The 23,741-nt window shown below is 37.3% G+C and carries 23 protein-coding genes, 4 tRNA genes and 1 riboswitch; of the genes, 21 read left to right on the top strand and 6 right to left on the bottom strand.

Annotated elements, in window-relative coordinates:
* The first annotated feature begins 157 nt into the window (after positions 1–157).
* Genes IWB18_RS10880 through IWB18_RS10845 form a run of 8 tightly spaced genes read left to right on the top strand, consistent with a single transcriptional unit; the run spans position 158 to position 7,170 of the window.
* Entirely contained in the window at positions 158–874 is a 717-nt protein-coding gene (locus IWB18_RS10880) for a pseudouridine synthase (protein WP_195683653.1), read from the top strand.
* Positions 871–1,245: a hypothetical protein gene (locus IWB18_RS10875; RefSeq protein ID WP_195683648.1), complete on the top strand. Its 375-nt coding sequence runs from the start codon at positions 871–873 to the stop codon at positions 1,243–1,245. The genes IWB18_RS10880 and IWB18_RS10875 overlap by 4 nt, the downstream gene beginning before the upstream one ends.
* Positions 1,232–1,795 carry a class I SAM-dependent methyltransferase gene (locus tag IWB18_RS10870; protein ID WP_195683647.1) on the top strand — a complete coding sequence of 188 codons (564 nt, stop codon included), beginning with the start codon at positions 1,232–1,234 and terminating at the stop codon, positions 1,793–1,795. Before IWB18_RS10875 ends, IWB18_RS10870 begins: the two co-directional genes overlap by 14 nt.
* A 22-nt stretch (positions 1,796–1,817) precedes the next feature.
* On the top strand, positions 1,818–2,699 hold the full coding sequence (locus IWB18_RS10865; RefSeq protein ID WP_195683646.1) for a MurR/RpiR family transcriptional regulator: 882 nt from the start codon (positions 1,818–1,820) through the stop codon (positions 2,697–2,699).
* Positions 2,692–3,906, top strand: coding sequence for a BaiN/RdsA family NAD(P)/FAD-dependent oxidoreductase (locus IWB18_RS10860; RefSeq protein ID WP_195683645.1), 1,215 nt, complete (start codon positions 2,692–2,694; stop codon positions 3,904–3,906). Before IWB18_RS10865 ends, IWB18_RS10860 begins: the two co-directional genes overlap by 8 nt.
* A gap of 19 nt (positions 3,907–3,925) precedes the next feature.
* Positions 3,926–4,561, top strand: a complete 636-nt coding sequence (cmk, locus tag IWB18_RS10855; protein WP_195683644.1) for a (d)CMP kinase — start codon at positions 3,926–3,928, stop codon at positions 4,559–4,561.
* 1 nt (position 4,562) lies between these two features.
* The gene (locus tag IWB18_RS10850) at positions 4,563–5,150 is read left to right on the top strand and encodes a lysophospholipid acyltransferase family protein (protein ID WP_195683643.1); all 588 of its coding nucleotides are present in this window, start codon (positions 4,563–4,565) and stop codon (positions 5,148–5,150) included.
* Between the two features lie 4 nt (positions 5,151–5,154).
* Positions 5,155–7,170: a bifunctional 4-hydroxy-3-methylbut-2-enyl diphosphate reductase/30S ribosomal protein S1 gene (locus IWB18_RS10845; protein WP_195683642.1), complete on the top strand. Its 2,016-nt coding sequence runs from the start codon at positions 5,155–5,157 to the stop codon at positions 7,168–7,170.
* A 97-nt stretch (positions 7,171–7,267) separates the two neighbouring features.
* Here IWB18_RS10845 and IWB18_RS10840 read toward each other — a convergent pair.
* From IWB18_RS10840 to IWB18_RS10825, 4 genes are all read right to left on the bottom strand, one after another.
* Positions 7,268–7,342: transfer RNA gene (locus tag IWB18_RS10840), tRNA-Thr, on the bottom strand.
* 15 nt (positions 7,343–7,357) lie between these two features.
* Positions 7,358–7,433: transfer RNA gene (locus IWB18_RS10835), tRNA-Phe, on the bottom strand.
* 27 nt (positions 7,434–7,460) lie between these two features.
* Positions 7,461–7,537, bottom strand: a tRNA-Ile gene (locus tag IWB18_RS10830).
* Positions 7,538–7,575: 38 nt separating this feature from the next.
* Positions 7,576–7,652 (bottom strand) — tRNA-Pro (locus IWB18_RS10825).
* A 66-nt stretch (positions 7,653–7,718) separates the two neighbouring features.
* Here IWB18_RS10825 and IWB18_RS10820 point away from each other — a divergent pair.
* From IWB18_RS10820 to IWB18_RS10795, 6 genes are all read left to right on the top strand, one after another.
* Positions 7,719–9,299, top strand: coding sequence for an MBL fold metallo-hydrolase (locus IWB18_RS10820; RefSeq protein ID WP_332310687.1), 1,581 nt, complete (start codon positions 7,719–7,721; stop codon positions 9,297–9,299).
* Between the two features lie 118 nt (positions 9,300–9,417).
* On the top strand, positions 9,418–10,734 hold the full coding sequence (gene miaB, locus IWB18_RS10815; protein ID WP_225877839.1) for a tRNA (N6-isopentenyl adenosine(37)-C2)-methylthiotransferase MiaB: 1,317 nt from the start codon (positions 9,418–9,420) through the stop codon (positions 10,732–10,734).
* Between the two features lie 13 nt (positions 10,735–10,747).
* Positions 10,748–13,366: a DNA mismatch repair protein MutS gene (gene mutS / locus IWB18_RS10810; protein WP_195683640.1), complete on the top strand. Its 2,619-nt coding sequence runs from the start codon at positions 10,748–10,750 to the stop codon at positions 13,364–13,366.
* The gene (gene mutL, locus IWB18_RS10805; protein ID WP_195683639.1) at positions 13,363–15,159 is read left to right on the top strand and encodes a DNA mismatch repair endonuclease MutL; all 1,797 of its coding nucleotides are present in this window, start codon (positions 13,363–13,365) and stop codon (positions 15,157–15,159) included. Before mutS ends, mutL begins: the two co-directional genes overlap by 4 nt.
* A 9-nt stretch (positions 15,160–15,168) precedes the next feature.
* Positions 15,169–16,125: a tRNA (adenosine(37)-N6)-dimethylallyltransferase MiaA gene (gene miaA, locus IWB18_RS10800; RefSeq protein WP_195683638.1), complete on the top strand. Its 957-nt coding sequence runs from the start codon at positions 15,169–15,171 to the stop codon at positions 16,123–16,125.
* Entirely contained in the window at positions 16,112–17,407 is a 1,296-nt protein-coding gene (locus tag IWB18_RS10795) for a methionine gamma-lyase family protein (RefSeq protein WP_195683651.1), read from the top strand. Before miaA ends, IWB18_RS10795 begins: the two co-directional genes overlap by 14 nt.
* Positions 17,408–17,411: 4 nt before the next feature.
* Here IWB18_RS10795 and lexA read toward each other — a convergent pair whose 3' ends face one another.
* Positions 17,412–18,035: a transcriptional repressor LexA gene (gene lexA / locus IWB18_RS10790; protein WP_207740822.1), complete on the bottom strand. Its 624-nt coding sequence runs from the start codon at positions 18,033–18,035 to the stop codon at positions 17,412–17,414.
* A gap of 137 nt (positions 18,036–18,172) precedes the next feature.
* On the opposite strand from lexA, the gene IWB18_RS10785 reads away from it, so the two are divergent.
* The 3 genes from IWB18_RS10785 (at position 18,173) to IWB18_RS10775 (ending at position 19,604) form a co-directional block, all read left to right on the top strand.
* Positions 18,173–18,481 carry a LysM peptidoglycan-binding domain-containing protein gene (locus IWB18_RS10785; protein WP_195683637.1) on the top strand — a complete coding sequence of 103 codons (309 nt, stop codon included), beginning with the start codon at positions 18,173–18,175 and terminating at the stop codon, positions 18,479–18,481.
* A 112-nt stretch (positions 18,482–18,593) separates the two neighbouring features.
* A complete protein-coding gene (locus IWB18_RS10780; RefSeq protein WP_195683636.1) occupies positions 18,594–19,043 on the top strand; it encodes a universal stress protein in 450 nt (149 codons plus the stop codon).
* Positions 19,044–19,154: 111 nt separating this feature from the next.
* Entirely contained in the window at positions 19,155–19,604 is a 450-nt protein-coding gene (locus IWB18_RS10775) for a universal stress protein (protein ID WP_195683635.1), read from the top strand.
* Positions 19,605–19,633: 29 nt separating this feature from the next.
* On the opposite strand, the gene mnmH is transcribed toward IWB18_RS10775, so the two are convergent.
* Entirely contained in the window at positions 19,634–20,740 is a 1,107-nt protein-coding gene (gene mnmH / locus IWB18_RS10770; RefSeq protein ID WP_195683634.1) for a tRNA 2-selenouridine(34) synthase MnmH, read from the bottom strand.
* 134 nt (positions 20,741–20,874) lie between these two features.
* Between mnmH and epsC the strand changes: the two genes are divergently transcribed.
* From epsC to IWB18_RS10750, 4 genes are all read left to right on the top strand, one after another.
* On the top strand, positions 20,875–21,810 hold the full coding sequence (epsC, locus tag IWB18_RS10765; RefSeq protein ID WP_195683633.1) for a serine O-acetyltransferase EpsC: 936 nt from the start codon (positions 20,875–20,877) through the stop codon (positions 21,808–21,810).
* Positions 21,811–21,884: 74 nt separating this feature from the next.
* Complete coding sequence (locus IWB18_RS10760) at positions 21,885–22,205, top strand: ArsR/SmtB family transcription factor (protein WP_225877838.1); 321 nt, start codon at positions 21,885–21,887, stop codon at positions 22,203–22,205.
* A gap of 73 nt (positions 22,206–22,278) precedes the next feature.
* Positions 22,279–22,599 (top strand): rhodanese-like domain-containing protein, encoded by a 321-nt coding sequence (locus tag IWB18_RS10755; protein ID WP_195683632.1) that lies wholly within the window; start codon positions 22,279–22,281, stop codon positions 22,597–22,599.
* 167 nt (positions 22,600–22,766) lie between these two features.
* Positions 22,767–23,243: a hypothetical protein gene (locus IWB18_RS10750; RefSeq protein WP_195683631.1), complete on the top strand. Its 477-nt coding sequence runs from the start codon at positions 22,767–22,769 to the stop codon at positions 23,241–23,243.
* Positions 23,244–23,407: 164 nt separating this feature from the next.
* A riboswitch (Lysine riboswitch) is annotated at positions 23,408–23,577 on the top strand.
* Positions 23,578–23,741: the final 164 nt, after the last annotated feature.

The following is a 23,741-nucleotide window of genomic DNA, read 5'->3' as shown; positions in this document are numbered from 1 at the left end:
GATGCAAGCGGTATTTAAACATGAAACACCTGGAAAGAATGGAGCTTGACAACCCAGAGTCAGTTGCTCTTTAAATATATTCAAACCAAATGGCTAATTAATTTTGCGAAAGAATCTTGACGGTACCATATAAAATGCCTATCTACAAGGAGGTGTTATAGTGAGATTGCAAAAGTATCTGGCCCAACTGGGAGTTGCCTCCAGAAGAAAGTCTGAAGAATATATAACTCAAGGGAGAATCAGGGTAAATGGAGCAGTGGTCAAGGAAATGGGATATTTAGTAGATCCTGACTTCGACGAAGTTGAATTTGATTGTAAAAAAGTTGGGGGAGTCGAAGAAAAAGTATATGTCCTATTAAATAAACCTAAAGGTTATGTTTCTACCGTAAACGACGAAAAAGGTCGGCAGACAGTTGTCGATCTAGTAGAAGTGGATCAAAGAATATATCCTGTAGGAAGACTTGATTTTATGACAGAAGGGCTGCTGATTTTAACAAATGATGGTGAATTCGCTTATAAAATGACGCATCCCAGGCATCTTGTCGAGAAAACATATATAGCTGTGGTTGAGGGGAAAGTATCGTCGCATGAATTGGTTCCCATGGAAAAAGGCATGAATATCGATGGATACTTGTGTGCCCCGGCAGCTACGGAAATTTTAGATGTCCAACAAAAAAAATCCAAAGTCAGGATAGTTATTCACGAAGGAAGAAATAGACAGGTCAGAAAGATGTTTGAAAAAATTGGACACCCAGTCAAGGATCTTAAAAGGATAGCTATCGGTGAATTGAAATTGGGAAGTCTAAAAATCGGTGAATGGAGACACTTGAAGCAACACGAAATCAAAGAATTGATGGAGATGAGTGAAAAATGATAATCATAGAAGTGGAAAAAAATACAAATACGGACTTACCTTTCGATAGTGGGTGCACCCACATCTGCAAATCAACGGAAGACGGTTTTCTTACAGGTGTACTTTGCATGAATATGGATGGAGATTGTTGCAATTTTGACAATTCAAGCTTGATGGATAAAAAATCGAATGGTTTGGATGGGATAGTGAAAACGGCAATAAATTATCTGTGGTCTAAAGGAATCAATAGAATAGGGTATAATTGTGAAATTCAGGAATTGGATGATTATTTCAAAAAAATAAATATTGATTATGAAAGTGAAGGCGGTAGAAATTATTTTTGTGCAGGAGATTTCATAGAGGCATCAAGGTGCAGACATGCAGGTGCCTGAAAGATACAGGATCACCAGCCTGGCAAAAAAATATGCGATTGAAAACATTAAAGCTGGGAACATCGTAATGGATGCAACGATGGGAAACGGCAACGATACTTTGTTGCTGGCTCAATTGACTGGTTCGGAAGGAAAGGTATATTCTTTTGATATTCAATCAAAAGCCATTGAAAATACAAAAGAGCTATTATCGAAAAACAATGCTTGCGCACTTTTAATCAATGATTCTCATGAGAATTTAGATGTTTATATCGAGGAACAGCTCGATTTTTGTGTTTTCAATTTGGGTTATCTTCCAGGAGGAGACAAGCACATCACTACTAAAAGACAATCGACTCTTGAAGCTGTAAAAAAAGCTCTGGATAAACTTAAAGTTGGAGGAATGATGACTGTTTGTATTTATCCGGGACACAGTGAAGGATATGAAGAAGCCACACTGTTAAATCAATTTTTTTCTCAATTATCCAACAAGGAAGTTTTTGTATTATACACATCAAATATCAACGTGAATCTAAGTCCTTACTGCATTGCTGCAGTAAAGTTGAAGTGATATTCATGCGAAAGGTAAAAAAATGGAAGATAAAAGTTTTGACATTTTGAAAGAAATAAAGTCAAAGTACAAATTCTTGAGTAAAAGCCAAAAGCTGCTGGCGGATTATATATTAACCAATTTCGACAAGGCGGCGTACATGACCGGTGCTATTTTAGGCGAAAGTTCTGGAGTGAGTGAGCCCACAGTGGTAAGATTTGCTCATGAACTGGGATATGAAGGATTTCCGCAATTTAAAAAGGCACTCCAAAATGCTGTTAAGGTCAAACTTACAACTACTCAAAGGATAGAGATTTTTTCAGATTTTGAGTCAGGTTCCATATTGAGAAAAGTCATTCAAGAAGATATGGAAAATTTAAAACACACAATTGATGAGATCTCCTCAGATAATTTTCAAAGAGCGGTCGATATAATTACAAATGCGGAACGGGTGTATATTGCCGGCTTTCGCACATCAAGTTTGCTCAGTAATTATCTGGGTTATTACCTGGACATGATTCTTAAGAACGTAACAGTACTGGAACACGGCTTTGGAGATGTATATGAAAAGCTTGTTAAATTCGGGCCAGGTGATGTATTGATAGGCATCAGTTTTCCCAGATACTCTTCAAAATCAGCTGATGTCGCTTCTTATGCAAAAGAGAAGGGCGGCAATATAATAGCTATAACTGACAATGAAAAATCTCCCATGGCAGATGCCGGCGATGTAGTTTTGCTTGCCAAAAGCAATATAATGGCCTTTGTTGATACCATTACTGCGCCGTTAAGTCTCATTAATGGATTGATAATATCTGTGGGATACAAAAATAAAGATAAAACTCGTGAAGTTTTCAGGGAACTCGAAAACATATGGGAAAAACACGACGTATTCCAGAACTACGAGAAAGGAGTTTCCGATGAGTAAAGTTATTGTTATTGGTGGAGGTCCTGCCGGAATGATTGCGGCGGGCAAGGCTGCTTCGCTCGGTAATGAAGTTACCTTAGTAGAAAAAAATGAAAAATTGGGTAAAAAGCTATTTATAACCGGTAAGGGAAGATGCAATTTCACCAATGCCTGTGACACCCAAGAAATTTTTGACTATATTGTCACGAACAAAAAATTTCTGTATAGTGCAATTTACAGTTTTTCAAACTGGGATGTCATAAGATTTTTCAATGAATTGGGTCTTAAAGAAAAAGTTGAGAGAGGCGGAAGAGTTTTTCCAGCCAGTGACAAGTCCAGTGATGTAATAAAGGCGTTGATCAAATACTTGGATTTGAATAACGTTGATGTAAGATTAAATACAGAAGTTGAAGATATTTTAGTTGATAAGAAGCACATTGTGGGTATCAGGCTAAAAGGCGGGCAAGTATTGAATTGTGACAAGCTGATCCTGGCTACGGGGGGATTAACTTACGAACAAACCGGTTCAACTGGAGACGGTTTTAAATTTGCATCAAAATTGGGTCATAACGTGTTGTCAGGGAGGGGTGCACTTATACCTTTAGTTTCGGAAGAACCGTTCATTAAAAGCTTGCAGGGACTTTCTTTGAAGAATGTGGAGGTTTCTTTATATGAAGGCTCCAAAAAAATAAAATCAGAATTTGGAGAGATGTTGTTCACACATTTCGGATTATCAGGGCCCATTATATTGACTATGAGTTCTTACATGAAAGAAAGAAAAAAATATCAAGTGGAAATTGACTTGAAACCTGCTTTAAATTTTGAAAAATTGGATAAGCGTATTATCAGAGATTTTGAAAAATACAGCAATAAGATTTTGAGAAACAGTCTGGATGAATTGTTGCCGCAAAGATTGATACCTGTAATCATTCAAATTTCCGGATTGGACGGAGAGAAAAGGGTAAATCAAATTTCAAAAGATGAAAGGCAAATGCTTTGCCAGACAATTAAAGCAATGAAGATAAAAATTACAGGCAAAGCGTCATTGAATTTGGGAATTATCACTTCAGGCGGGGTGGACACCAAAGAAATAGATCCGAGCACTATGGAGTCGAAAATGGTGAAAGGATTATATTTTGCGGGTGAAGTTATTGATACGGATGCCCTTACTGGTGGGTATAACCTACAAATCGCTTTTTCAACGGGATTTTTGGCCGGATCAGAATGATAAGAAAGTGGAGGAATTTATGAAAATTGCAATAGATGGGCCTGCAGGCGCAGGCAAGAGCACGATCGCTAAAATACTCGCAGAAAAATTAAAAATAAATTATCTTGATACTGGAGCAATGTATAGAGCTGCAACATTAAAAGTTATACAAGACAATATCGACCCGAAATCCCACGACAAGGTTTTGAATTCTGTAGAAAATGCAGCAATTGAATTTAAAGACAATAAAATTTATTTAGACGGTGTAAACGTGCAATCTGAAATAAGAAGTCAAATGGTGACCAATCTCGTTTCAGTAATTTCCAAAATTCCAGAAGTTAGGGAGTTGATGGTAAGGAAACAGAAAAAAATCTCCCAATTAACGGATGTTGTCATGGATGGTCGTGACATTGGGACAGTGGTAATGCCCGATGCAGATTTTAAATTTTATCTTGATGCCTCCATTGAAATCAGAGCGTTGCGACGATTTAAGGAACTGGATGAGAAGGGTGACTTGGAAGCATTGAAACAAGACATCGAGAAAAGGGACAAGGAAGATAAAACACGAAAATCGGGACCTTTGAGGATAGCTGAAGATGCCATAGTAATAGATACAAGCCACATGTCAATAGACCAGGTAGTGGAACAATTAATTTCGAAAATAGAAGGTGATTAACATGTTTTACAATATAGTCAGATTCTTGGTTAGCATATATCTTAAAATTTTTTATAAAATTGAGATTTCAGGCAAAGAAAACATACCTTCCGAAGGGTCTTTGATACTAACGTCAAATCATATTCATTGGGCAGATCCAATATTGATTGCTTGCGAAGTCACAAACAGAAAAATCAGCTTTCTGGGAAAACATGAACTATTTAAAAATCCCATACTAAGATGGTTATTGAACAATCTTACAGTTATACCCATTCGTAGGGGCGAAGCGGATGTGACAGCAATCAAGTCGGCGCTGAGAGTGCTTAAAAGCGGTAAAATTTTAGGCATATTCCCAGAGGGGACCAGAGTAAAAACCGGAGAAGAAAAGAAACCCGAGTCGGGGACGGCCTTGTTGGCTATAAAATCCAAGAGCAAGATCGTGCCAATAGGTATTGAGGGAAGTTACAAACTGGGTTCCAAACTAAAGTTGATTATTGGCACTCCGATTGAGCTGAATGAATATTACGGTAAGAAACCCGACAAGGAAAATTTGGAAAAGGCAAGCTCGGAAATAATGAAAAAAATAAAAGAATTGTTATCTAAAGGGTGAAAAGATGGAAATTATTTTGGCAAAAAGTGCAGGATACTGTTTTGGTGTAAACCAAGCCATGGAAAAAGTTGAAGCCGCGGTCAATAATGGAGAAAAGAATATATATACGTTGGGACCTCTTATTCATAACAAGCAAGTAACTGATAAACTTGAAAGTCAAGGAGTCAAGATCATAAAAAGTTCCGATGAAATCGTAGACGGGGTAATAACGGTTCGTTCGCATGGAGTGGGAGAAAATGTAATAAACCAAATCGTGGAGAGCGGAAACGAGCTGATAGATGCAACTTGTCCTTATGTAAAAAAAATCCATAAAAAAGTCAAGGAATACCACAGTAAAGGTTATAAAATCTTTATAGTCGGAGATGAATCGCATCCGGAAGTCATCGGAATCAACGGTTGGTGCGATTACAACGGATTTATAATCAACGATAAAAATAGTGTGCCAAGTTGCGGAAAATATGATAAAATATGCGTTGTAGCACAAACCACCATGAATAGGGATGTTTTTGAGGAAATAACCAATAAAATTTTGGAATTGTATCCTGAAGCCCAAGTACTTAACACGATATGCAATGCAACGAAGACCAGGCAAGAGGAAACTGCAAAGATAGCATCCCAGGTTGATTGTATGGTGGTTATCGGCGGTCTTCACAGTTCAAACACAGTAAAACTAGCTGAGATAGGAAAGAAATACTGTGAAAAAACCCTGCACATTGAAACAGCCGAAGATCTTGATATTATAGATATTCAAGGTTGTAACAAGGTAGGTGTTACCGCAGGTGCATCAACACCCTACTGGATTATTAAGGAGGTTATCAATAAGATGACAAAATCATTTGAGGAAATGTTGAAAGATTCAGAAATGGAAGCATCCTACGAGGAAACTTTCAGAAAACTGGGAAAAGGAAGTGTAGTGACTGGAAAGGTTATTTCAGTTAACAGCAACGAAATATACCTGAACATTAATTATAAATCGGACGCGTTGCTTACAAAAGAAGAGTATGGCGATGATGTAGTTGATTTGGCACAGGAAGTCTCAATTGACGACGAAATTGAAGTAATGGTAGTTAACTTGAATGACGGTAATGGCAACGTTATAGTGTCCAAAAGAAAGATAGCTCAGAAAAAAGCAAGCGAAGCCTTATATGAAGCTTTTACTGAAAAAAGGATACTCGAGGGCGTCGTTATCAAGGCTGTAAAAGGCGGCTTGATAGTTGACTTGGGATTGGGCCAGGCATTCATGCCGGCATCACAATATCACATGAAATTCGTTAAAGACCTTGAAACTTTGGTAGGAAAGAATGTTAGAGGTCAAATCATCGAATACGATAAAAGAAAAAACAGGGTTATATTCAGCCAAAGAGTGATTCTTGAAAAAGAGTTCAACGAAAGAAAGGCTTTGGAAGAAGAACAGAAGACAGAATTTATCAATTCGGTAGAGGTTGGACAGATCATAGAAGGACCCATAAAATCCATCACCAATTTTGGAATCTTTATCAAAATTGGACCGATAGACGGATTTGTTCATGTGTCAGATTTATCATGGAAAAGAATTAAACACCCATTGGACATATTCAAGCTCGGAGATGAAGTCAAAGGGGTAATTACAGAGATCAACAAGGAAGACTTTAAAATTAAAATGAGTATTAAAGATCTAACTGAAGAGCCTTGGTCAAAATTTAGCAAAATTTTTAATGTTGGCTCCGAAACGGATGTCAAGATAACAAGGATTGCTCCCTTTGGAGCATTTGCAGAGATAGTGGATGAAGTAGAAGGCTTGATACATATTTCTGAAATGGCTCATGAAAAGGTCGAAAAGGTGGAAGACGTTTTAAAACCTGGCGAGACAGTTAAGGTTAAAATAATAGGAATCGATCAGGAAAAGAGAAAAATCTCTTTAAGCCTTAAAGAGCTTCTGGAAGAACCTGTGAAGGAAGTCGAAAAAAATGAAACAGTGTACGAGGACGAATCCGACACAACCATAGGAAACTTATTTGGAGATATTTTCGACAAAGAATAAAATGAAACAAGGTGGTTGCTTGCAACCACCTTGTGTTTATATTGTTAAGACTTATTTATAAAAATGCAAAAAAAAAGAACCGTTATACGATTCAAAATGGAGCTGGTGATAGGAATCGAACCTACAACCTGCTGATTACAAGTCAGCTGCTCTACCGTTGAGCCACACCAGCAAGTTAACAGCATAATGGTGCCCAAGGGCGGAATCGAACCACCGACACGAGGATTTTCAGTCCTCTGCTCTACCGACTGAGCTACTTGGGCTTGCATTATATGAGGTTAAAAAAATAATGGTGGGCCTTCGGGGACTCGAACCCAGGACCTACCGGTTATGAGCCGGTTGCTCTAACCAACTGAGCTAAAGGCCCTCATATAATATGTTATGCAATGTCATCCGAATATAAAATGGTCGAGGTGGAGGGATTCGAACCCCCGGCCCCATGGTCCCAAACCATGTGCGCTACCAAACTGCGCTACACCTCGTTTCAGTGACAAGTAATAATATACAATAAATAATTTCGGTTGTCAATCAATATTAAAAAAAAGGACGTGATTTTTTTGAAAATTTCATTTTATGGTGCAGCACAGATGGTTACAGGTTCATGTTTCCTTTGCGAAACGGATGAAATGTCATTTCTGGTAGATTGCGGGATGTTTCAGGGTGGAAAGGATCTAGATGATTTGAATTACAAGGCATTTCCATTTGATCCTTCCCAAGTAGATTTTTTATTGCTGACACACGCCCATATCGATCACTCAGGAAGAATACCTAAATTAATAAAAGAAGGGTTCAAAGGTGAAGTGTACTCCACCGGAGCAACTAAAGAACTTTGTAGAATAATGCTTGAGGACAGCGGACATATTCAAGAAATGGAGACGGAATGGAAGAACAAAAAGCTTAGAAGGAAAGGCCTTGAAGAAATTCAACCAATGTACACTGTTGATGATGCGATCCGCGCCATGAAATTCTTTGAAGCGATAAAATATGAAGAAGAACTTTCCCTCGGCGAAAAGATTAAAGTCAGATTTATCAACTCAGGTCACATGTTGGGATCTTCTTTTATTGAAGTCAGTGTATTTGAAAGAGAAAATTGGTTTGTTTATCTCTTTACTGGTGATTTGGGAAATACGAATATCCCATTGCTCAAAGACCCGGCCAGAATTGAAAAAGTAGATTATCTTATAATAGAGTCCACTTACGGAGACAGGAAACACACAGATAAGAACCCGAATGAAGTCGACCTGTTGGATATTGTCAAAAAAACTGCTTCAAAAGGTGGAAATGTTGTTATTCCATCCTTTGCAGTAGGTAGAACTCAAGAGATCCTCTTTGAAATCAATCACTACAAGGAAAATGGACTGTTGGGTGAGTTTGATTCCATACCGGTATATGTAGACAGCCCTTTGGCAATCAGAGCAACAGAAATCTTTAGAAACAACTGCAGATTGTTCAGTAAGGAAGCCAGGAAACTTATGGAAAAAGGAGATGATCCATTATTGTTTCACAATTTGCATTTTTCACTGACCAGTGACGAATCAAAAGCCATCAATGATGACGAAAACAGTAAAATAATCATTTCCGCAAGTGGCATGTGTGAAGCTGGAAGAATCAAACACCACTTGAAACACAATCTATGGAAAAAAAATTCATCTGTAGTATTTGTTGGTTATCAAGCACCGGGTACACTTGGAAGCAGTATTAAAAACGGAGCAAAAAAAGTAAGGATATTTGGGGAAGAAATTGCGGTAAAGAGCAAAATATATGCAGTTGAAGGATTTTCGAGTCATGCTGACATGGACGGAATAATTGAGTGGATCGAGGGTAATGAAGTAATTCCCAAGAAGATCATATTGGTCCATGGAGAAGAAGAAGCGATGTTTAATTTGCAGAGAGAATTATCAAACAGGTATAGAATCGATGTTCTAATTCCAAAACTTGGAGACACGATCAATATTGCCGACAAGGCTGAAGAAGTCAAGCATGTTGAAGTAATTGCAGAAACAAAGATATCCAAAGAAGAAATACTGGGAGAACTGTACGATTTGATCCAGGCAATGGAAGACAAGGAAGATCTCGATTTGAACAAGATTTTAGATAGTATCGACGAATTGAAAAAAATTGTAGATTAATTTTCTCTAAGCCTTAAAGATGGTTATGATCAACAAAAATATGTTATAATGTATCTTTGTTGATCAAAAATAAAAAATCAAAAAGATTGATATTTAAATATTGGAAAGGTGAGAGAAATTGAATTATAAAATCACAACATACGGTTGCCAAATGAATGAAAATGATTCTGAAAAAATTTCGGGAATGTTAAAAAAAATGGGGCATGTGAATGTGGAAGACGAAAGTCAAGCACATATTATAATATTAAATACATGTAGTGTCAGAGAAAATGCAAATGATAAATTTTTTGGTCATTTGGGATATTACAAAAAAATGAAAGAGTCGCGGCCTGACTTGATTCTATGCGTGTGCGGCTGCATGATGCAGCAAGAGTCCGTGATAATGGAAATAAAAAGCAGGTACAGACACGTCGACATAATATTCGGTACTCATAATATACACGAATTACCAGGATTGTTGTCTGATCATTTGGAAAAACACGAAATGATCGTGGGAGTCTGGAAAGAAGGGGGAAACATAGTAGAAAACCTTCCGATTGAAAGGAAATATGATTTTAAAGCGTATGTTTCCATAACGCACGGGTGCAATAATTTTTGCAGTTACTGCATAGTTCCGTATACGCGTGGACGAGAAAGAAGTAGAGAAATTGACAGCATATTGATGGAAGTTGAATCGTTGGCGAAAAATGGATGCAAAGAAATAACTCTTTTAGGTCAAAATGTGAACTCTTACGGACAAACGCTAAGCAAAAAGACTACATTTGCAGATTTGCTTAAGATATTGGTCCAAGTAAAAGGAATAGAAAGAATAAGATTCATGACTTCCCACCCCAAAGATTTGTCTGATGAATTGATAGATGCAATTGCTTTGGAAGAAAAATTATGCAATCACATACATTTGCCATTGCAATCAGGCAGCAGTAAAGTTTTAAAAGAAATGAACAGAAAATACGATAAGGAATACTATCTGAATTTGGTCAAAAAAATAAAAGATAAGATACCCAATGTTGCTTTGACCACTGATATTATTGTCGGATTTCCGGGGGAAACCCGCGAAGACTTTGAAGAAACTTTGGATGTGCTTGAAAAAAGCAGGTTTGATTTGGCGTTTACCTTTTTATATTCTACAAGAGAAAACACACCGGCCAGCAACAGGGAGGATCAAATACCTGAAGATGTTAAGCACAAAAGATTAAACCGTCTGCTTGAAATCCACAATAAAATAGGACACGACATCAATCAAAGCTATATCGGCAAAATCTGTGAAGTTTTGGTGGAAGGAAAGAGTAAAAACAACAGCAACTATATGACCGGAAGGACCGATACCTTCAAGCTGGTGAATTTTCCCGGAGACGATTCTTTGACGGGGAAAATTGTTAAAGTAAAAATAACAGATACTAAAACCTTCAGTATGGAAGGAATCTTAGAAGATTAGAAGGAATGTAAATATGAGTCAACTAACTCCGATGATGAGACAATATCTGGAAGTACATGAAAAAGCCAAAGATGCCATACTCTTTTTTAGACTTGGTGATTTTTATGAGATGTTTTTTGACGATGCAGTTACAGCTTCAAAAGAGTTGGAGATTACATTGACAGGCAGGGAATGTGGTTTGGAAGAAAAGGCGCCTATGTGCGGTGTGCCTTATCATTCCGCTGAAGGATATATAGCAAAGTTGATTGAAAAAGGCTATAAGGTAGCTATTTGCGAGCAGGTCGAAGATCCTAAAGAATCCAAAGGGATCGTAAAGAGAGATATCGTGAGGGTGATATCACCTGGAACAGTTAGTGAAGGAAAGTTCCTCAAGGACAAATCTAATAATTATCTGATGAGCATATACGGAAATTTGGTGGATACAGGAATAGCTTACATGGATGTTTCCACAGGAGAATTTTATTTGACCCAAATCAGTGATTTGGGAAACAAGGACGCAGTTCTTGATGAAATAGCGAAAATAGCTCCATCTGAAATTTTAATCAACACCATACTCTATAAAGACAAACATTTCAAGAATGTAATGAATATAAAGTTTTCTGCGTATACTAATGTATTGCCTTCCAAGTACTATGAAAGTGATAAATGTCGCCAGAGCATAGCTGCTGTAACCGGAGTATACTCAGTAAACAGTTTAGGTATTGAAGGAAGAGAAGCTGCAATAAAGGCTGCTGGGGCATTGATTCGGTATATAGACGAAACACAGATGAGATCTCTGTCACATATCGACAAGATAATTTGGTATGACATATTTGAATACATGTCCATCGATCATGCTACAAGATCAAATTTGGAGTTGATCAAAACCATCAGAGGCGGCGAAAAACAAGGCAGTCTTTTAGGCGTATTGGATAGGACGAGAACTTCCATGGGGTCTAGAAAATTGAAACAATGGTTGAGTGAGCCTCTTAGAGATGCCCAAAGGATAAATTTTAGATTAGATGCTGTGGAATCAATTTATTCCGAGGTGGAGTTACGAGAAAATTTGAAAAATGTACTGGATAAAATTTACGACCTCAAGAGGATCGTAGGTAAATTGTCATTTGGAAATTGCAACGGAAGAGACATGACTGCGCTAAAGGAATCTATCTCTGTCGTACCTGAACTGAAGGAAATTTTAAGAAATTCAGGCAGTCATCTAATAGATGAAATAATTGAAAAGATGGATGACATGACGGACATTAAGGAATTGATAGAAAACGCTATCGATCCTGATGGTCCCATATCAGTCAAGGACGGCGGTATTATAAAGTATGGTTACGATGAGACGGTAGATTATTACAGGGACATTTCTGTAAACAGCAAAGACATGATCCTGAAACTGGAACAATCAGAAAAGGAAAAAACTGGGATCAAATCTTTAAAAGTTAAATACAACAAGGTTTTTGGTTATTATATTGAAGTGACTAACAGCAATATCCATCTGGTGCCGGACAATTATATCCGTAAACAAACTCTATCCAACTGCGAGAGATACTTTACAGATGAACTGAAAAATCTAGAGAACAAAATACTTGAAGCCGATGATAAACTGGTTGAGCTTGAATATGAAATTTTTCAAAACGTTAGAAAGGTCCTTGTAGAGGGGCTGGACAGGGTAAAGGAAACAGCTGATTACATCAGTCAGATCGATGTCTTTTATTCTATGGCGCATGTTGCGTATATAAATAATTATGCTAAACCGCGAGTGGACAATTCTGATCAAATAATGATAGTTGAAGGCAGACATCCTGTTGTAGAAGGTACCATGGACCAAAATCTATTTGTGCCAAACTCTGCTGAAGCAGACACTGGTGAAAACAGGATGATAATAATTACCGGCCCCAATATGGCCGGAAAATCAACGTATATAAGGCAAATCGCTCTCATAACTTTGATGGCGCAGACAGGATCATTTGTTCCTGCTAAAAAGGCTAAAATAGGTGTTGTTGACAGAATATTCACCAGGGTGGGTGCATCGGATGATCTTGCATCTGGACAAAGTACTTTTATGGTGGAAATGAGCGAGGTCTCTAATATCTTGAAAAACGCCTCAAAAAAAAGCCTTGTAATACTGGATGAAGTTGGAAGAGGGACGAGCACATTTGATGGATTGAGCATAGCTTGGTCCGTTGTGGAACATTTGGCAGAGAATATAGGATGTAAAACTTTTTTTGCTACACATTATCATGAACTTACCGAATTGGAGGATCTGTTGGAAGGGGTAAAGAATTATTGCATAAAAGTTCAAGAAAGTGAAAATGGAGTGATTTTTTCCAGGAAGATAGTTTCAGGTAACGCTGACAAAAGTTATGGTATAGAAGTTGCAAAGCTGGCCGGTCTTCCTGAAAGTGTTATCAACAGATCAAACGAGTTACTGAATTTGCTGGAGAAAAAAGAGGATAAAATCAAAAAAGGCAAGTCCACGCAACATTTGGATTTCAAACCTGGAAACAACCTTAACCTTTTTAATTATCAGGACAAGCAAATAATTGAGGAGTTGGGATCTTTGCCATTAGATGATATGACACCCATGGAAGCAATAAATTACCTGAATTCTTTGAAAAAGCGCCTAGGTGGTGAAAATAAATGAAAATCAGATTGCTGGACAGCCAAACAGCAGCTAAAATTGCAGCGGGAGAAATCATAACAGAATCAGCTGCTGTGGTTAAAGAATTGGTTGAAAATTCCATTGACGCAAATGCTAGAAACATAATCATTGAAATTAAAAATGGTGGGAAATCTTTGATCAGAGTTATTGATGACGGTGATGGAATCGAAGATAATGATATCGAACGGGCTTTTCTTCGGCATGGCACCAGCAAGATTCAGAGATTGGATGATTTGGAGAAATTAGAGACTCTGGGATTCAGAGGAGAAGCTCTGGCCAGTATGGCTGCAGTTTCGAAAATATCGGTCAGAACCTCTATTGATGACAGTGGTATAGGGATCAAATATGACTTGATAGAGGGAAACTCCAAAAGTGCTAAAATTTCTTGCTCAAAAGGGACAGCCATTTCAATTCAGGAATTATTTTACAATACTCCTGCAAGACTTAAGCACATGAAAAAAGAAGGAGAGGAAAATCGAAAGATAATCAAAATAATTCAAATTTTAGCCATGTCTCAACCGAGTATCTCTTTAAGTCTTTCGCTTGATGGGGTTCAGATCCTAAAGACGCCGGGTGATGACAGGTTGGCAAATACCCTGGCTTCCATATACGGAAGCGAATTCATAAAATCGGTTTATGAATCGAGTTACGTTAATACACCACTCCAGATCAAAGGTTTTTTGGGAAAACCTTATTTTTCTAAAAAGAATAGAGACTACCAGCATATTTTTATAAATGGAAGATATGTAAATGAGAATAAGATAAATAAAGCAATCGAAGATGCTTACGACAACACTTTAATGATCAATCAGCATCCAGTTTTTATTCTTGATATAAAGATACCAACTTACATGCTCGATGTAAATGTTCATCCAGCCAAAACCAAAGTTAAGATTTTAAATGAAAGTTTGGTATTTTTGTTGTTAAAAGATGGCATAAGAAAAATCATCAAAGAAAATTTCAATAAAAAGGAGGTCGACCAGACCGACTTAAAGAAAGAATCTTACTTTAAAATAAGAGAAGAAAACAGCTTTAATTATTTAAGCACACCAGAGACACCAACTGAGCTAAATAAACCGGATAAAGATCATGAAGTGGGAAACAGGGAAAATGTGACAATAAATGAAATGTCAAAAACTCAAAAATCGGATCCGATTGATTTATTTAGGAGTGTTGACACCGACGGTGAAAGGCAAATTGACAATATATTCAGGGGAACGACAATAAAGGGTCAATTGTTTAAAACATATATAATGTTGGAAAGAAATCAAGACGAACTTGTAATGATTGATCAGCACGCAGCACATGAGAGGATCATATACGAAGATCTTATGAAAAATACTCAAAAGTCGGAAAAAAATACGCAAACAATAATACCGGTCAAATTTGAGTTGGCTAAAGAAAAAATAAATTTTCTTAAAGATAACAGGAGTACATTTAGCGATATGGGATTCGATTTTGAACTGTTTGGATCTGACTCTATCGTAGTACGGTCTGTCCCGGTTCTTTTGGGAAAACCTGTAGAGGGCCATGTATTAAAATACATATTAGAGGATGAAAGAGTCGGATTGAAATCTGATTTAAAATCCCAACTTATAATGTCTGCTTGCAAGAAAGCGATCAAAGCCAACAAGGAAATAACTGAGAAAGAAATTCAGAACCTGATTGAAAGTTTGAAAAAATGTGAAATTCCATTTACCTGTCCTCATGGGCGGCCGATCATAATCTCAATTAGTAAGTACGAAATGGAAAAATTGTTTAAAAGAGTTACATAGGAGAAATGCATGAAAAGAAAAATTTTAGTTATTACAGGACCAACAGCCTCCGGGAAAAGTGCTTTGGCCGTGAGTTTGGCAAAACTTGTCGGAGGAGAAGTCATTTCAGCCGATTCAATGCAAATTTACAAAGAGATGGATATTGGAACGGCAAAGCCTGAAATCTCAGAGATGGAAGGAATACCGCATCACATTTTAGACTTTTTGAGTCCTGACAAAAGTTTTACAGTTGCAGAGTTTCAAGGATTATGTGCAGAAAAAATAGAAGAAATTACACGTAGGGGAAAACTTCCTATAATAGTTGGAGGCACTGGTTTATATATAAATAGTATCCTTAAGCCATGGAGCTTTTCAGAAACTCCACCTTCAGATGAGATTCGTGAAAAAATTCGTATAATCCATGATGAAAAAGGAAAAGAACACTTATATAACATGTTGATGCAATGTGATCCGGAATCCGCTGAGAAAATTCATCCCAATAATGTTAAAAGGGTCATGAGGGCACTTGAGGTATATATGTCTTCAGGAATCAAAAAAAGTACTTTGGATATGATTTCTCAACAAGGTGAAATTCCTTACGATCCTATTGTGATAGGCATTAAAATGGACAGAGGAAAGTTGTACGAGAGAATAAACAGAAGAGTTGACATGATGATGGAATGCGGCCTTGTTGAAGAGGTCAGAAACCTGTATGAGAAGGGGTACGATTTGGATCTCCAAAGCATGCAGGGCCTTGGCTACAAAGAGATAGTAAGATACTTGAAAAAGGAGCTGTCTTTAGACGAAGCCGTGGAAATTTTGAAGCGTGACACTCGGAGATTTGCAAAAAGACAAATCACTTGGTTTAAAAGATTGGACGATATCAAATGGATCGATCCTGAGGACTATGCTGATTTTGAATCCATGGTTCAGGAGATTTTAGAATTGATAAAAGCGGAGGGGTACGTTGACAATGTCGGTATATGAAGATATTGAATCGAGATTTGGCTTTGACGGAGAAATCGTTGAGCTTTGCAGGAATGAAGAACAAAAACTTGAAGGAAATTTCAGGAAATTGATGGAAATATCTGAATACAACCAGTTTAAAGTAATTAGAGCCATGCAAAGGCATAATCTGGGAGACCGGCATTTTTCAGTGTCTACAGGCTACGGATACAATGATGAGGGAAGAGAGATATTGGAAAAGATATACTCTGATGTATTTAATACCGAGGACGCTCTGGTTAGACCGCAGATAATTTCCGGCACACATGCCATTTCCATCGTCCTCTTTGGAATCTTGCGCCCGGGAGACGAGCTGGTGTCGATCACAGGTGCGCCTTACGATACAATCAGAACGGTCATAGGTTGGGAAAACATGGATACTGAAAGTTACGGTACACTAAAGGATTACAAAATTGGCTATGGCCAGATTGAAATGAATGAAGACGGTATAGACATCGAAAAAGCTTTGGAAAGAATAAATGAAAAGACTAAAATGGTTTATATACAAAGATCTACAGGCTATTCATGGCGAAAAGCATTGACTGTTGATGAAATTGGCAGGGCAGTTTTGCGGTTGAAAGAGCGAAAGCCGGATTTGATAGTAATGGTTGATAATTGCTACGGAGAATTTATCGAAAAAAAAGAACCCACTGACGTGGGGGTGGATATCATGGCAGGGTCATTAATAAAAAATCCGGGTGGAGGGATAGCACCAATGGGCGGTTATGTTGCAGGAAAGTCTGATTTGGTGTATAAAGCAGCATGCAGACTGGCAGCACCTGGAATTGCAAAAGAAACAGGAGCAACAATGGGAATCAACAGGAATTATCTTCAAGGATTGTTTTTGGCTCCTTCTGTGGTATCTCAGGCTCTAAAAACGGCAATGCTGGCTGCATCGGTATTTTCCAAGTTGGGGTATGAAGTCTGCCCATCGATCGATGGGGATCGCAGCGACATTATCCAATCAATAAAATTTGGAGACAGGGAAAAGGTAAAGATATTTTGCCGGGGGATCCAAGCCGCGGCACCAGTTGATTCATTTGTTGTTCCGGAACCTTGGGATATGCCGGGATACGATGATGAGGTTATTATGGCTGCTGGCGCATTTTATCAAGGGTCATCCATAGAACTTAGTGCAGATGCGCCTATGAGAGAACCTTACATCGCTTATCTTCAGGGTGGATTGACCTATGAGCATGGAAAAATGGGGTTGTATTCCTCAATTGCCATGCTCAAAGACAAAGATTTGCTTTATCTACAATAATGACTTACAATTTTCGGATAACTCCTGAAACTTTACCAAGTATGCGGACATCTGTTGCTATGATAGGATCCATGGAAGAATTTTCAGGTTGGAGCCTAATGTGGGATTTTTCCTTGTAAAATCTCTTTACTGTAGCTTCTTCGCCGTCAATCAAGGCCACTACGATATCGCCGTTAACGGCGGTATTTCTTTTTTCTACAATTACATAATCTCCATCCAGAATTCCAGCTTCAATCATACTATCGCCCTTTACAGATAAAATAAAGGATTCGTTTTTACCGACAAAATCGATTGGCAGTGGGAATGAATCTTCAATATTTTCTACTGCTAATATGGGAGCACCGGCTGTAACTTTTCCAACTATGGGAATATTGACTAATTCTTTTGAAACCTGATAGTCTTCTGATAAATTTCTGCCAATTATTTCGATTGCACGGGGTAAAGTGGGATCTCTTCGAATATATCCCTTTTGTTCCAGTTTGGAGAGATGACCGTGAACCGTGGATGTGCTTCTCAGGCCAACAGCCTGACAAATTTCCCTAACAGAAGGGGGATACCCCTTCTTATTTACTTCTGACGCAATAAAATCTAGAATCTCGTTCTGCTTTTTGCTAAGATCCTCAATCATGACAAGCACCTCGTTTCAATTTCATTTTTATTATAGCACAGCAAAACAAAAAAACAAACAGATGTTCGAAAAAACATTGACGCCGAACATAAGTTCTGATATATTTATTACAGAACAAGTGTTCGGAGGTGCTGGATATGGTAATATTAAAGAAGAAAATTAGAATTGTTAACGCTAGAAGATTGGCATTGACGACGTTGCTTTTGTTTTTAGCTATTTTAATGTCCTTGTCCCTGCTGGTAAAAGTAGTAAATGGAGTCGAACCTGTATTATACAAGGTTCATGTCGTTGAATCAGGTGATACACTTTGGGAAATAGCTGAAATTTACAATGGCGATGATGATGACACAAGAAAACTGGTTTATGAAATCGCCAGTTACAACAACATTGGTGGCAATGATCATATTTATCCAAATCAGAAATTGATGATACCCATCGATCGTTGATCAAATATAATATAAATATATATTTTTGTGTTTGAAAAATTATATGTTTTCCATAATTTCCTAATGGGTATCTTATAGAATAAGATGCAAAGATAAATTAGGAGGAAAAAACATGAAAAATATTCTTGTACCGGTGGACGGATCAGAATACTCAAAGAGAGCTATGGAAAAAGCAGCAGAGATTGCTAAAGCACTTGGCAGTAAAATCGTTTTGATCAATGTAAAAGATTTAAGATTTCCTCTATACCCATACGAGTCGGGAAATATCTCTGACATGGGTGCAACCATCAATCAACTGATTGAAGCTGCAAGCAAAAACGCAAAAAAAGTTTTGAATGAAGCAAGTAGATACTTTGAAGGGCTGGGAATCGATACTGAACAACATGAGTTGGATGGAGATCCGGGGAATCGAATTGTTTTATTCGTTGAAGAAAATGAAGATATAGATTTGGTTGTAATGGGATCTTTGGGAGTTAGTGGAGGACTCCAGAAATTTCTTCTGGGAAGTGTGACGAGTAAAGTTCTTCATCGAATCAAAAAACCTGTACTAGTTGTAAAATAACCTAATGCACCGGGACCTTACAAGTTTCGGTTTTTTGGCTTGTTTTATGTTTTGTCAAGCTGAATAAGGGTAGGATGTAGCTATACTCTTATAATACGAGGAGGAGTTATTATGAAAAAATTGCTAGTACCAACCGACGGATCTGAGTTTTCGAAAAGAGCTATGGAAAAGGCCGCAGAAATCGCAAAAGCATTTGATGCAACTGTAGTCGTTGTTAATGTAAATGATCTAAGAGTACCCAGATATTCGGGCAACACCGGTAGTTTGGCTGATATTGGAGGAGCTTACTTTAAACTTATTGAAGAATCTACTGAAAACACAAAGAAGATTTTGGACGAGGCTTACAATTACTTTAGTAATCTGAATATCAAAGTTGAGCAACATGAATTGGATGGAGACCCTGGAAATCGTATAGCACAGTATGCTGAAGAAAATAATGATATATACATGATAATAATGGGTTCTCAGGGAATCGACAGTGGCATTCAAAAATTCTTGCTTGGAAGTGTAACCAATAAGGTTTTAAATAGAACAGATAAACCGATACTTATAATCAAATAGAAAACGGGACCATTGAGGTCCCGTTTTTTCTAAATCAGTTCACTTTCCATCTCACTTAAAAATCCTTCCACAGCCTCCAATGAACCTTTGAAAACGATCCTATCCTGTTTCTTTTCTATTTGATACATGTACATGGGATCGTAGTAATCTTTCAGTAACAATTCTATCCAGGCTTTATGGCCGTTTTTTTCATTTTGATTGAGCTGTGAAGACATATCAAAATCAAATTCTTCACGAATTTTAATGAAATTTTCATTTCCCAGTCTTTTTCTTATCCTTTCCAAACTGGAAATGATATTGTTTTGCCATTGAATCAGACCTTCCGTTTTTCCAAATTTTGATTCGTACATTTTTTGTGACACTATTACATATTCACGATGAATGTTTTCGATTCTTTTTTCAAATTCAACTTCAAGCAGTACGTACTTGTTGGATTTTAAAAAATCATGTAAATCTCGGGGAAGATAGCTTCTGCCTATATTTCTACTTTCATCCTCTATCAGCATATATCTATACCTCTGGTTTTTGTGTTGGATGATTTTGTATGCAAGGTTATTTTCAAAATTAATCTGCGTAGGTTGCTCTGTAATATTTCCTCCGAAAGAAGAACCGCGATGATTGGCAAGGCCTTCCAAATCTATGGCATTCTTATACTTTTCTATTACATCGGTTTTTCCTGACCCTGTGAAACCTGTCAAAACCAATGGTTTTGAAGTTATGTTTAAAGGACTCAAGGAGTCAATTAGATATTTCCTGAATGCCTTGTATCCACCCTCTATTCTTTGGACCGATCTATTGGTTTTGTCAAAGATCCATTGTTGAGCTATTTGAGATCTTTGACCACCACGAAAACAAAACACTATTGTTTCGGGATTAGAATTTATAAAATCTATCCAACTTTGAGTTCTTGATTCTCGTATGGCTCCGGACACCAATCTATGACCAAGCTCAGTTGCTTTTTCATTGCCGTATTCCTTGTAACAGATGCCAACTTGGTGTCTTTCTTCGTCATTCATCAAGGGAAGATTTACGGCATTGGGAAAGCTGCCCTTTAAAAACTCTATTGGAGCCCTCAAATCGATCAGAGGAATTTTTTTGACGACTATACTTTCAAAGTCTGTCGCTGTTATATCCATGAATTGTACCACCTTTTAATTTATTGTATATGAAAAGTATTATATCATAGAGAGCCGGATTATGCTTAATTGACTTAAGAGCGGAATAATTATAAAATAGCAGTATAAACAATCACGAGAAAGAAGGAAATTAGATGGCTAAAGAATTGGACAGACAAAGAGTTCGAATGCTGGTATCGGATGTTATGGCCAGTTATGCAAAAGAAAAATTCATTTTGCCTCATGAACAATGTCCGCTTCCGGACAGAGATGTTATAATAGATTTGTCAAAAAAATTGAGACAACTACTTTTTCCTGGATACTTCAATAGAAATGCGTGCAGGGGAGAAATAATGGAGTATCATATAGGAGAGCTTTCAGTCAACATACACGAGGTTTTGACTGAACAATTGGTTTTTGCACTCAGCCTTCAAGCTCATCTGGAGAATGAAGGTAAAAATCTTTGTAAAAGTACAGATATAAATAAAAAAGCATCGGATATCAGCTATAGATTTTTGGAGAAAATTCCAGAAATCAGGGCTTATCTGTCATCTGACGTTGAGGCTGCTTATCTGGGAGATCCGGCAGCATCAGGAAAGGATGAAATTATTTTTTCTTATCCCGGTATCTTGGCTATTAGTATCCATAGATTGGCTCATGAGCTTCATTTGCTCAAAGTCCCTCTGATACCAAGAATACTGAGTGAATATGCTCATAGTGTATCAGGAATAGATATTCATCCCGGTGCAGTTATCGGAAAACATTTCTTTATAGATCACGGTACGGGTGTAGTTATTGGCGAAACAACGATAATCGGCAATAACGTCAAGATATACCAAGGTGTTACATTGGGAGCGCTTTCTACCAGAGGTGGGCAAGCCTTGAGCGGAGTCAAGCGGCATCCGACAATTGAAGATAATGTAACAATTTATTCAGGATCCTCGATTTTGGGTGGAGAAACAATAATAGGAAAAGGATCGATCATTGGCAGTAACGCATTTATAACAAAATCTGTAGAACCGGGAACCAAAGTAAGTATAAAAATACCCGAGCTTGTATATAAAGGAAATAGTACAAAAGAAAAGGAATAGAAATAGGATATCAAGGCGTTGTTTCCCGTTACGACTGACAGCGCCTTTTCGCCTAAATTTTGAGAGGTGCTAATATGGAAAATTTAAAATTTGATGCTGATATGCAAGAAATGAAAGAAGTAGCCCGATTGTTGAAAGTTCTGGCTAATGAAAACAGGCTGATGATAGTTTGTTATCTTATTCAAGAGTCCATGACAGTAAGCCAGTTGCACGAGAAATTCGATTATATGACCCAATCCGCATTATCACAGCATTTGTCTATACTCAAAGCCCACAAGATCCTCAAATCGGAAAAATATGGGCAGTCAGTAACTTACGAAATTTTCGATGACAGGATAAAGACGGTAATCAGTGTTTTAAAAAATAATTATTGCAAATTTGAAAAAAGTAGTTGACAGATCGCTTTATGCAGTGTATATTAGTATATAAGAAATTGCTAATATAAAAACAATTAATGGGGGAATACAAATGTTTGCTTTTATGAAAAATAAAAATTATGAAGTTGTCAATGTTAATGACTTGGTTGACAACTCAAAAAAGATCAATCTTATAGATGTAAGAGAACCAGGGGAATATAGAATGGGCAGGGTACCGGGAGCAAAAAACATACCTATGAGGATGTTGATTTCGGAACCTGAAAAATTCCTTAAGAAAGATGTCAATTATCATATTATTTGTCAATCAGGTGCAAGAAGTGCCAGAACATGTGATGCATTGTCAGCCGGAGGATTTACCGTTACAAATGTATCTGGTGGCACAGGTTACTTTGTAGGACAACTTGAAAGATAACAGATATTTGAATCGGCCGTTACGGTCGATTTTTTTAGTGTTTATTTAATAAATTAATAAAAATTGATAATAATATAACATTAGTGGTGATTTTTTGGTATAATACAAGTATAATGAAGTTTGTGATAAAGATGGGGGTATTTGCTATGCTTTACTTTTTCATTTTTATGTTCATTGTTATACTGACGGCACTCATTCTTACCAAAGACCCTTATGTTGAATTAGAAGAATGGGATTTCGGTTCTGATTTAATTATTAATGAAACAAAAAGAAAATTTGACGTAAATGCAGCTGATGTATTGTTCTGGCAAGATAAATTAAATAAGAAAAAAAGTGTTTTTTTAGGAGTATGTGAGGAAAGAATTTTGATTACTGATCAAAACGGATGTTACGAAATACCACTGGAAAAAGTCGAGGCAGTCGTTTTTAAATCCGGAGATGCATTTATTTCCGTAAATAAATGCATTATTAATAGAATAAAAAAGAAGTTATGCGAATTATATAAACCCAAGGTAGAGAATAAAATTCAATATTTGGTAATCAGTTATAGAAACAACACGGAGAGAATGAGAGTACTTACTTTTTACGCACCCAGGATTTCAAAGGAATTGATAGAAAGTTTGGAAATTTTCATAATGAATTAAATACCATTTTAAAAGGCCAATTCATTTTAGTTGGTTTTTTTTAATTTTAATCTAAGTATGCGAGGCGTTTATTTCCTCTTTGATATTTAATTCGGGTATAAGGTGGCCAAAGTTATTTATTTGACTTCCTTTTGATTAATATGATATTATAATTTCATTATTTAAGAAGTGATAGAGGCGTGTTTGACATTAGTAAACAATATGAGGTTGGAGAACCGATGATTTTGTTGAAAGGGGATGGCACCGAAGAGTGGTTGTACTCCGACAACCATGTCTGATTGCATGGTTAATAGCCTTGCGATTGTCACCAGGAAGGTGAAGTGCTATCTTGTTTGAGTGTATAATCAAGCAATTGGTGCATAGCCGATTGCTTTTTTTATGTTTGCGCGCCATGGGCGCGCTCTAACGGGTGCAAGTCCCGAGCACACCTAGGTAACGAGGAAGTGCATAGCTAAACAGCAAGGGTGTTTATCGTGAGGTGAAATCTGAAGGAAGCTG

This window comes from Alkalibacter mobilis (genome assembly GCF_015594845.1).
GTDB lineage: Bacteria > Bacillota > Clostridia > Eubacteriales > Alkalibacteraceae > Alkalibacter > Alkalibacter mobilis.
The sequence above is the reverse complement of the archived record's forward strand: the minus strand, read 5'-3'. Positions and strand labels throughout refer to the sequence as shown.

Bases quoted from the DNA above. Each gene is read 5' to 3' on its own strand.
- IWB18_RS10875 (WP_195683648.1), top strand. From the start codon at position 871: ATGATAATCATAGAAGTGGAAAAAAATACAAATACGGACTTACCTTTC.
- IWB18_RS10870 (WP_195683647.1), top strand. From the start codon at position 1,232: ATGCAGGTGCCTGAAAGATACAGGATCACCAGCCTGGCAAAAAAATAT.
- IWB18_RS10865 (WP_195683646.1), top strand. From the start codon at position 1,818: ATGGAAGATAAAAGTTTTGACATTTTGAAAGAAATAAAGTCAAAGTAC.
- IWB18_RS10860 (WP_195683645.1), top strand. From the start codon at position 2,692: ATGAGTAAAGTTATTGTTATTGGTGGAGGTCCTGCCGGAATGATTGCG.
- cmk (WP_195683644.1), top strand. From the start codon at position 3,926: ATGAAAATTGCAATAGATGGGCCTGCAGGCGCAGGCAAGAGCACGATC.
- IWB18_RS10850 (WP_195683643.1), top strand. From the start codon at position 4,563: ATGTTTTACAATATAGTCAGATTCTTGGTTAGCATATATCTTAAAATT.
- IWB18_RS10845 (WP_195683642.1), top strand. From the start codon at position 5,155: ATGGAAATTATTTTGGCAAAAAGTGCAGGATACTGTTTTGGTGTAAAC.
- mutS (WP_195683640.1), top strand. From the start codon at position 10,748: ATGAGTCAACTAACTCCGATGATGAGACAATATCTGGAAGTACATGAA.
- mutL (WP_195683639.1), top strand. From the start codon at position 13,363: ATGAAAATCAGATTGCTGGACAGCCAAACAGCAGCTAAAATTGCAGCG.
- miaA (WP_195683638.1), top strand. From the start codon at position 15,169: ATGAAAAGAAAAATTTTAGTTATTACAGGACCAACAGCCTCCGGGAAA.
- IWB18_RS10795 (WP_195683651.1), top strand. From the start codon at position 16,112: ATGTCGGTATATGAAGATATTGAATCGAGATTTGGCTTTGACGGAGAA.
- lexA (WP_207740822.1), bottom strand. From the start codon at position 18,035: ATGATTGAGGATCTTAGCAAAAAGCAGAACGAGATTCTAGATTTTATT.
- IWB18_RS10785 (WP_195683637.1), top strand. From the start codon at position 18,173: ATGGTAATATTAAAGAAGAAAATTAGAATTGTTAACGCTAGAAGATTG.
- IWB18_RS10780 (WP_195683636.1), top strand. From the start codon at position 18,594: ATGAAAAATATTCTTGTACCGGTGGACGGATCAGAATACTCAAAGAGA.
- IWB18_RS10775 (WP_195683635.1), top strand. From the start codon at position 19,155: ATGAAAAAATTGCTAGTACCAACCGACGGATCTGAGTTTTCGAAAAGA.
- mnmH (WP_195683634.1), bottom strand. From the start codon at position 20,740: ATGGATATAACAGCGACAGACTTTGAAAGTATAGTCGTCAAAAAAATT.
- epsC (WP_195683633.1), top strand. From the start codon at position 20,875: ATGGCTAAAGAATTGGACAGACAAAGAGTTCGAATGCTGGTATCGGAT.
- IWB18_RS10760 (WP_225877838.1), top strand. From the start codon at position 21,885: ATGGAAAATTTAAAATTTGATGCTGATATGCAAGAAATGAAAGAAGTA.
- IWB18_RS10755 (WP_195683632.1), top strand. From the start codon at position 22,279: ATGTTTGCTTTTATGAAAAATAAAAATTATGAAGTTGTCAATGTTAAT.
- IWB18_RS10750 (WP_195683631.1), top strand. From the start codon at position 22,767: ATGTTCATTGTTATACTGACGGCACTCATTCTTACCAAAGACCCTTAT.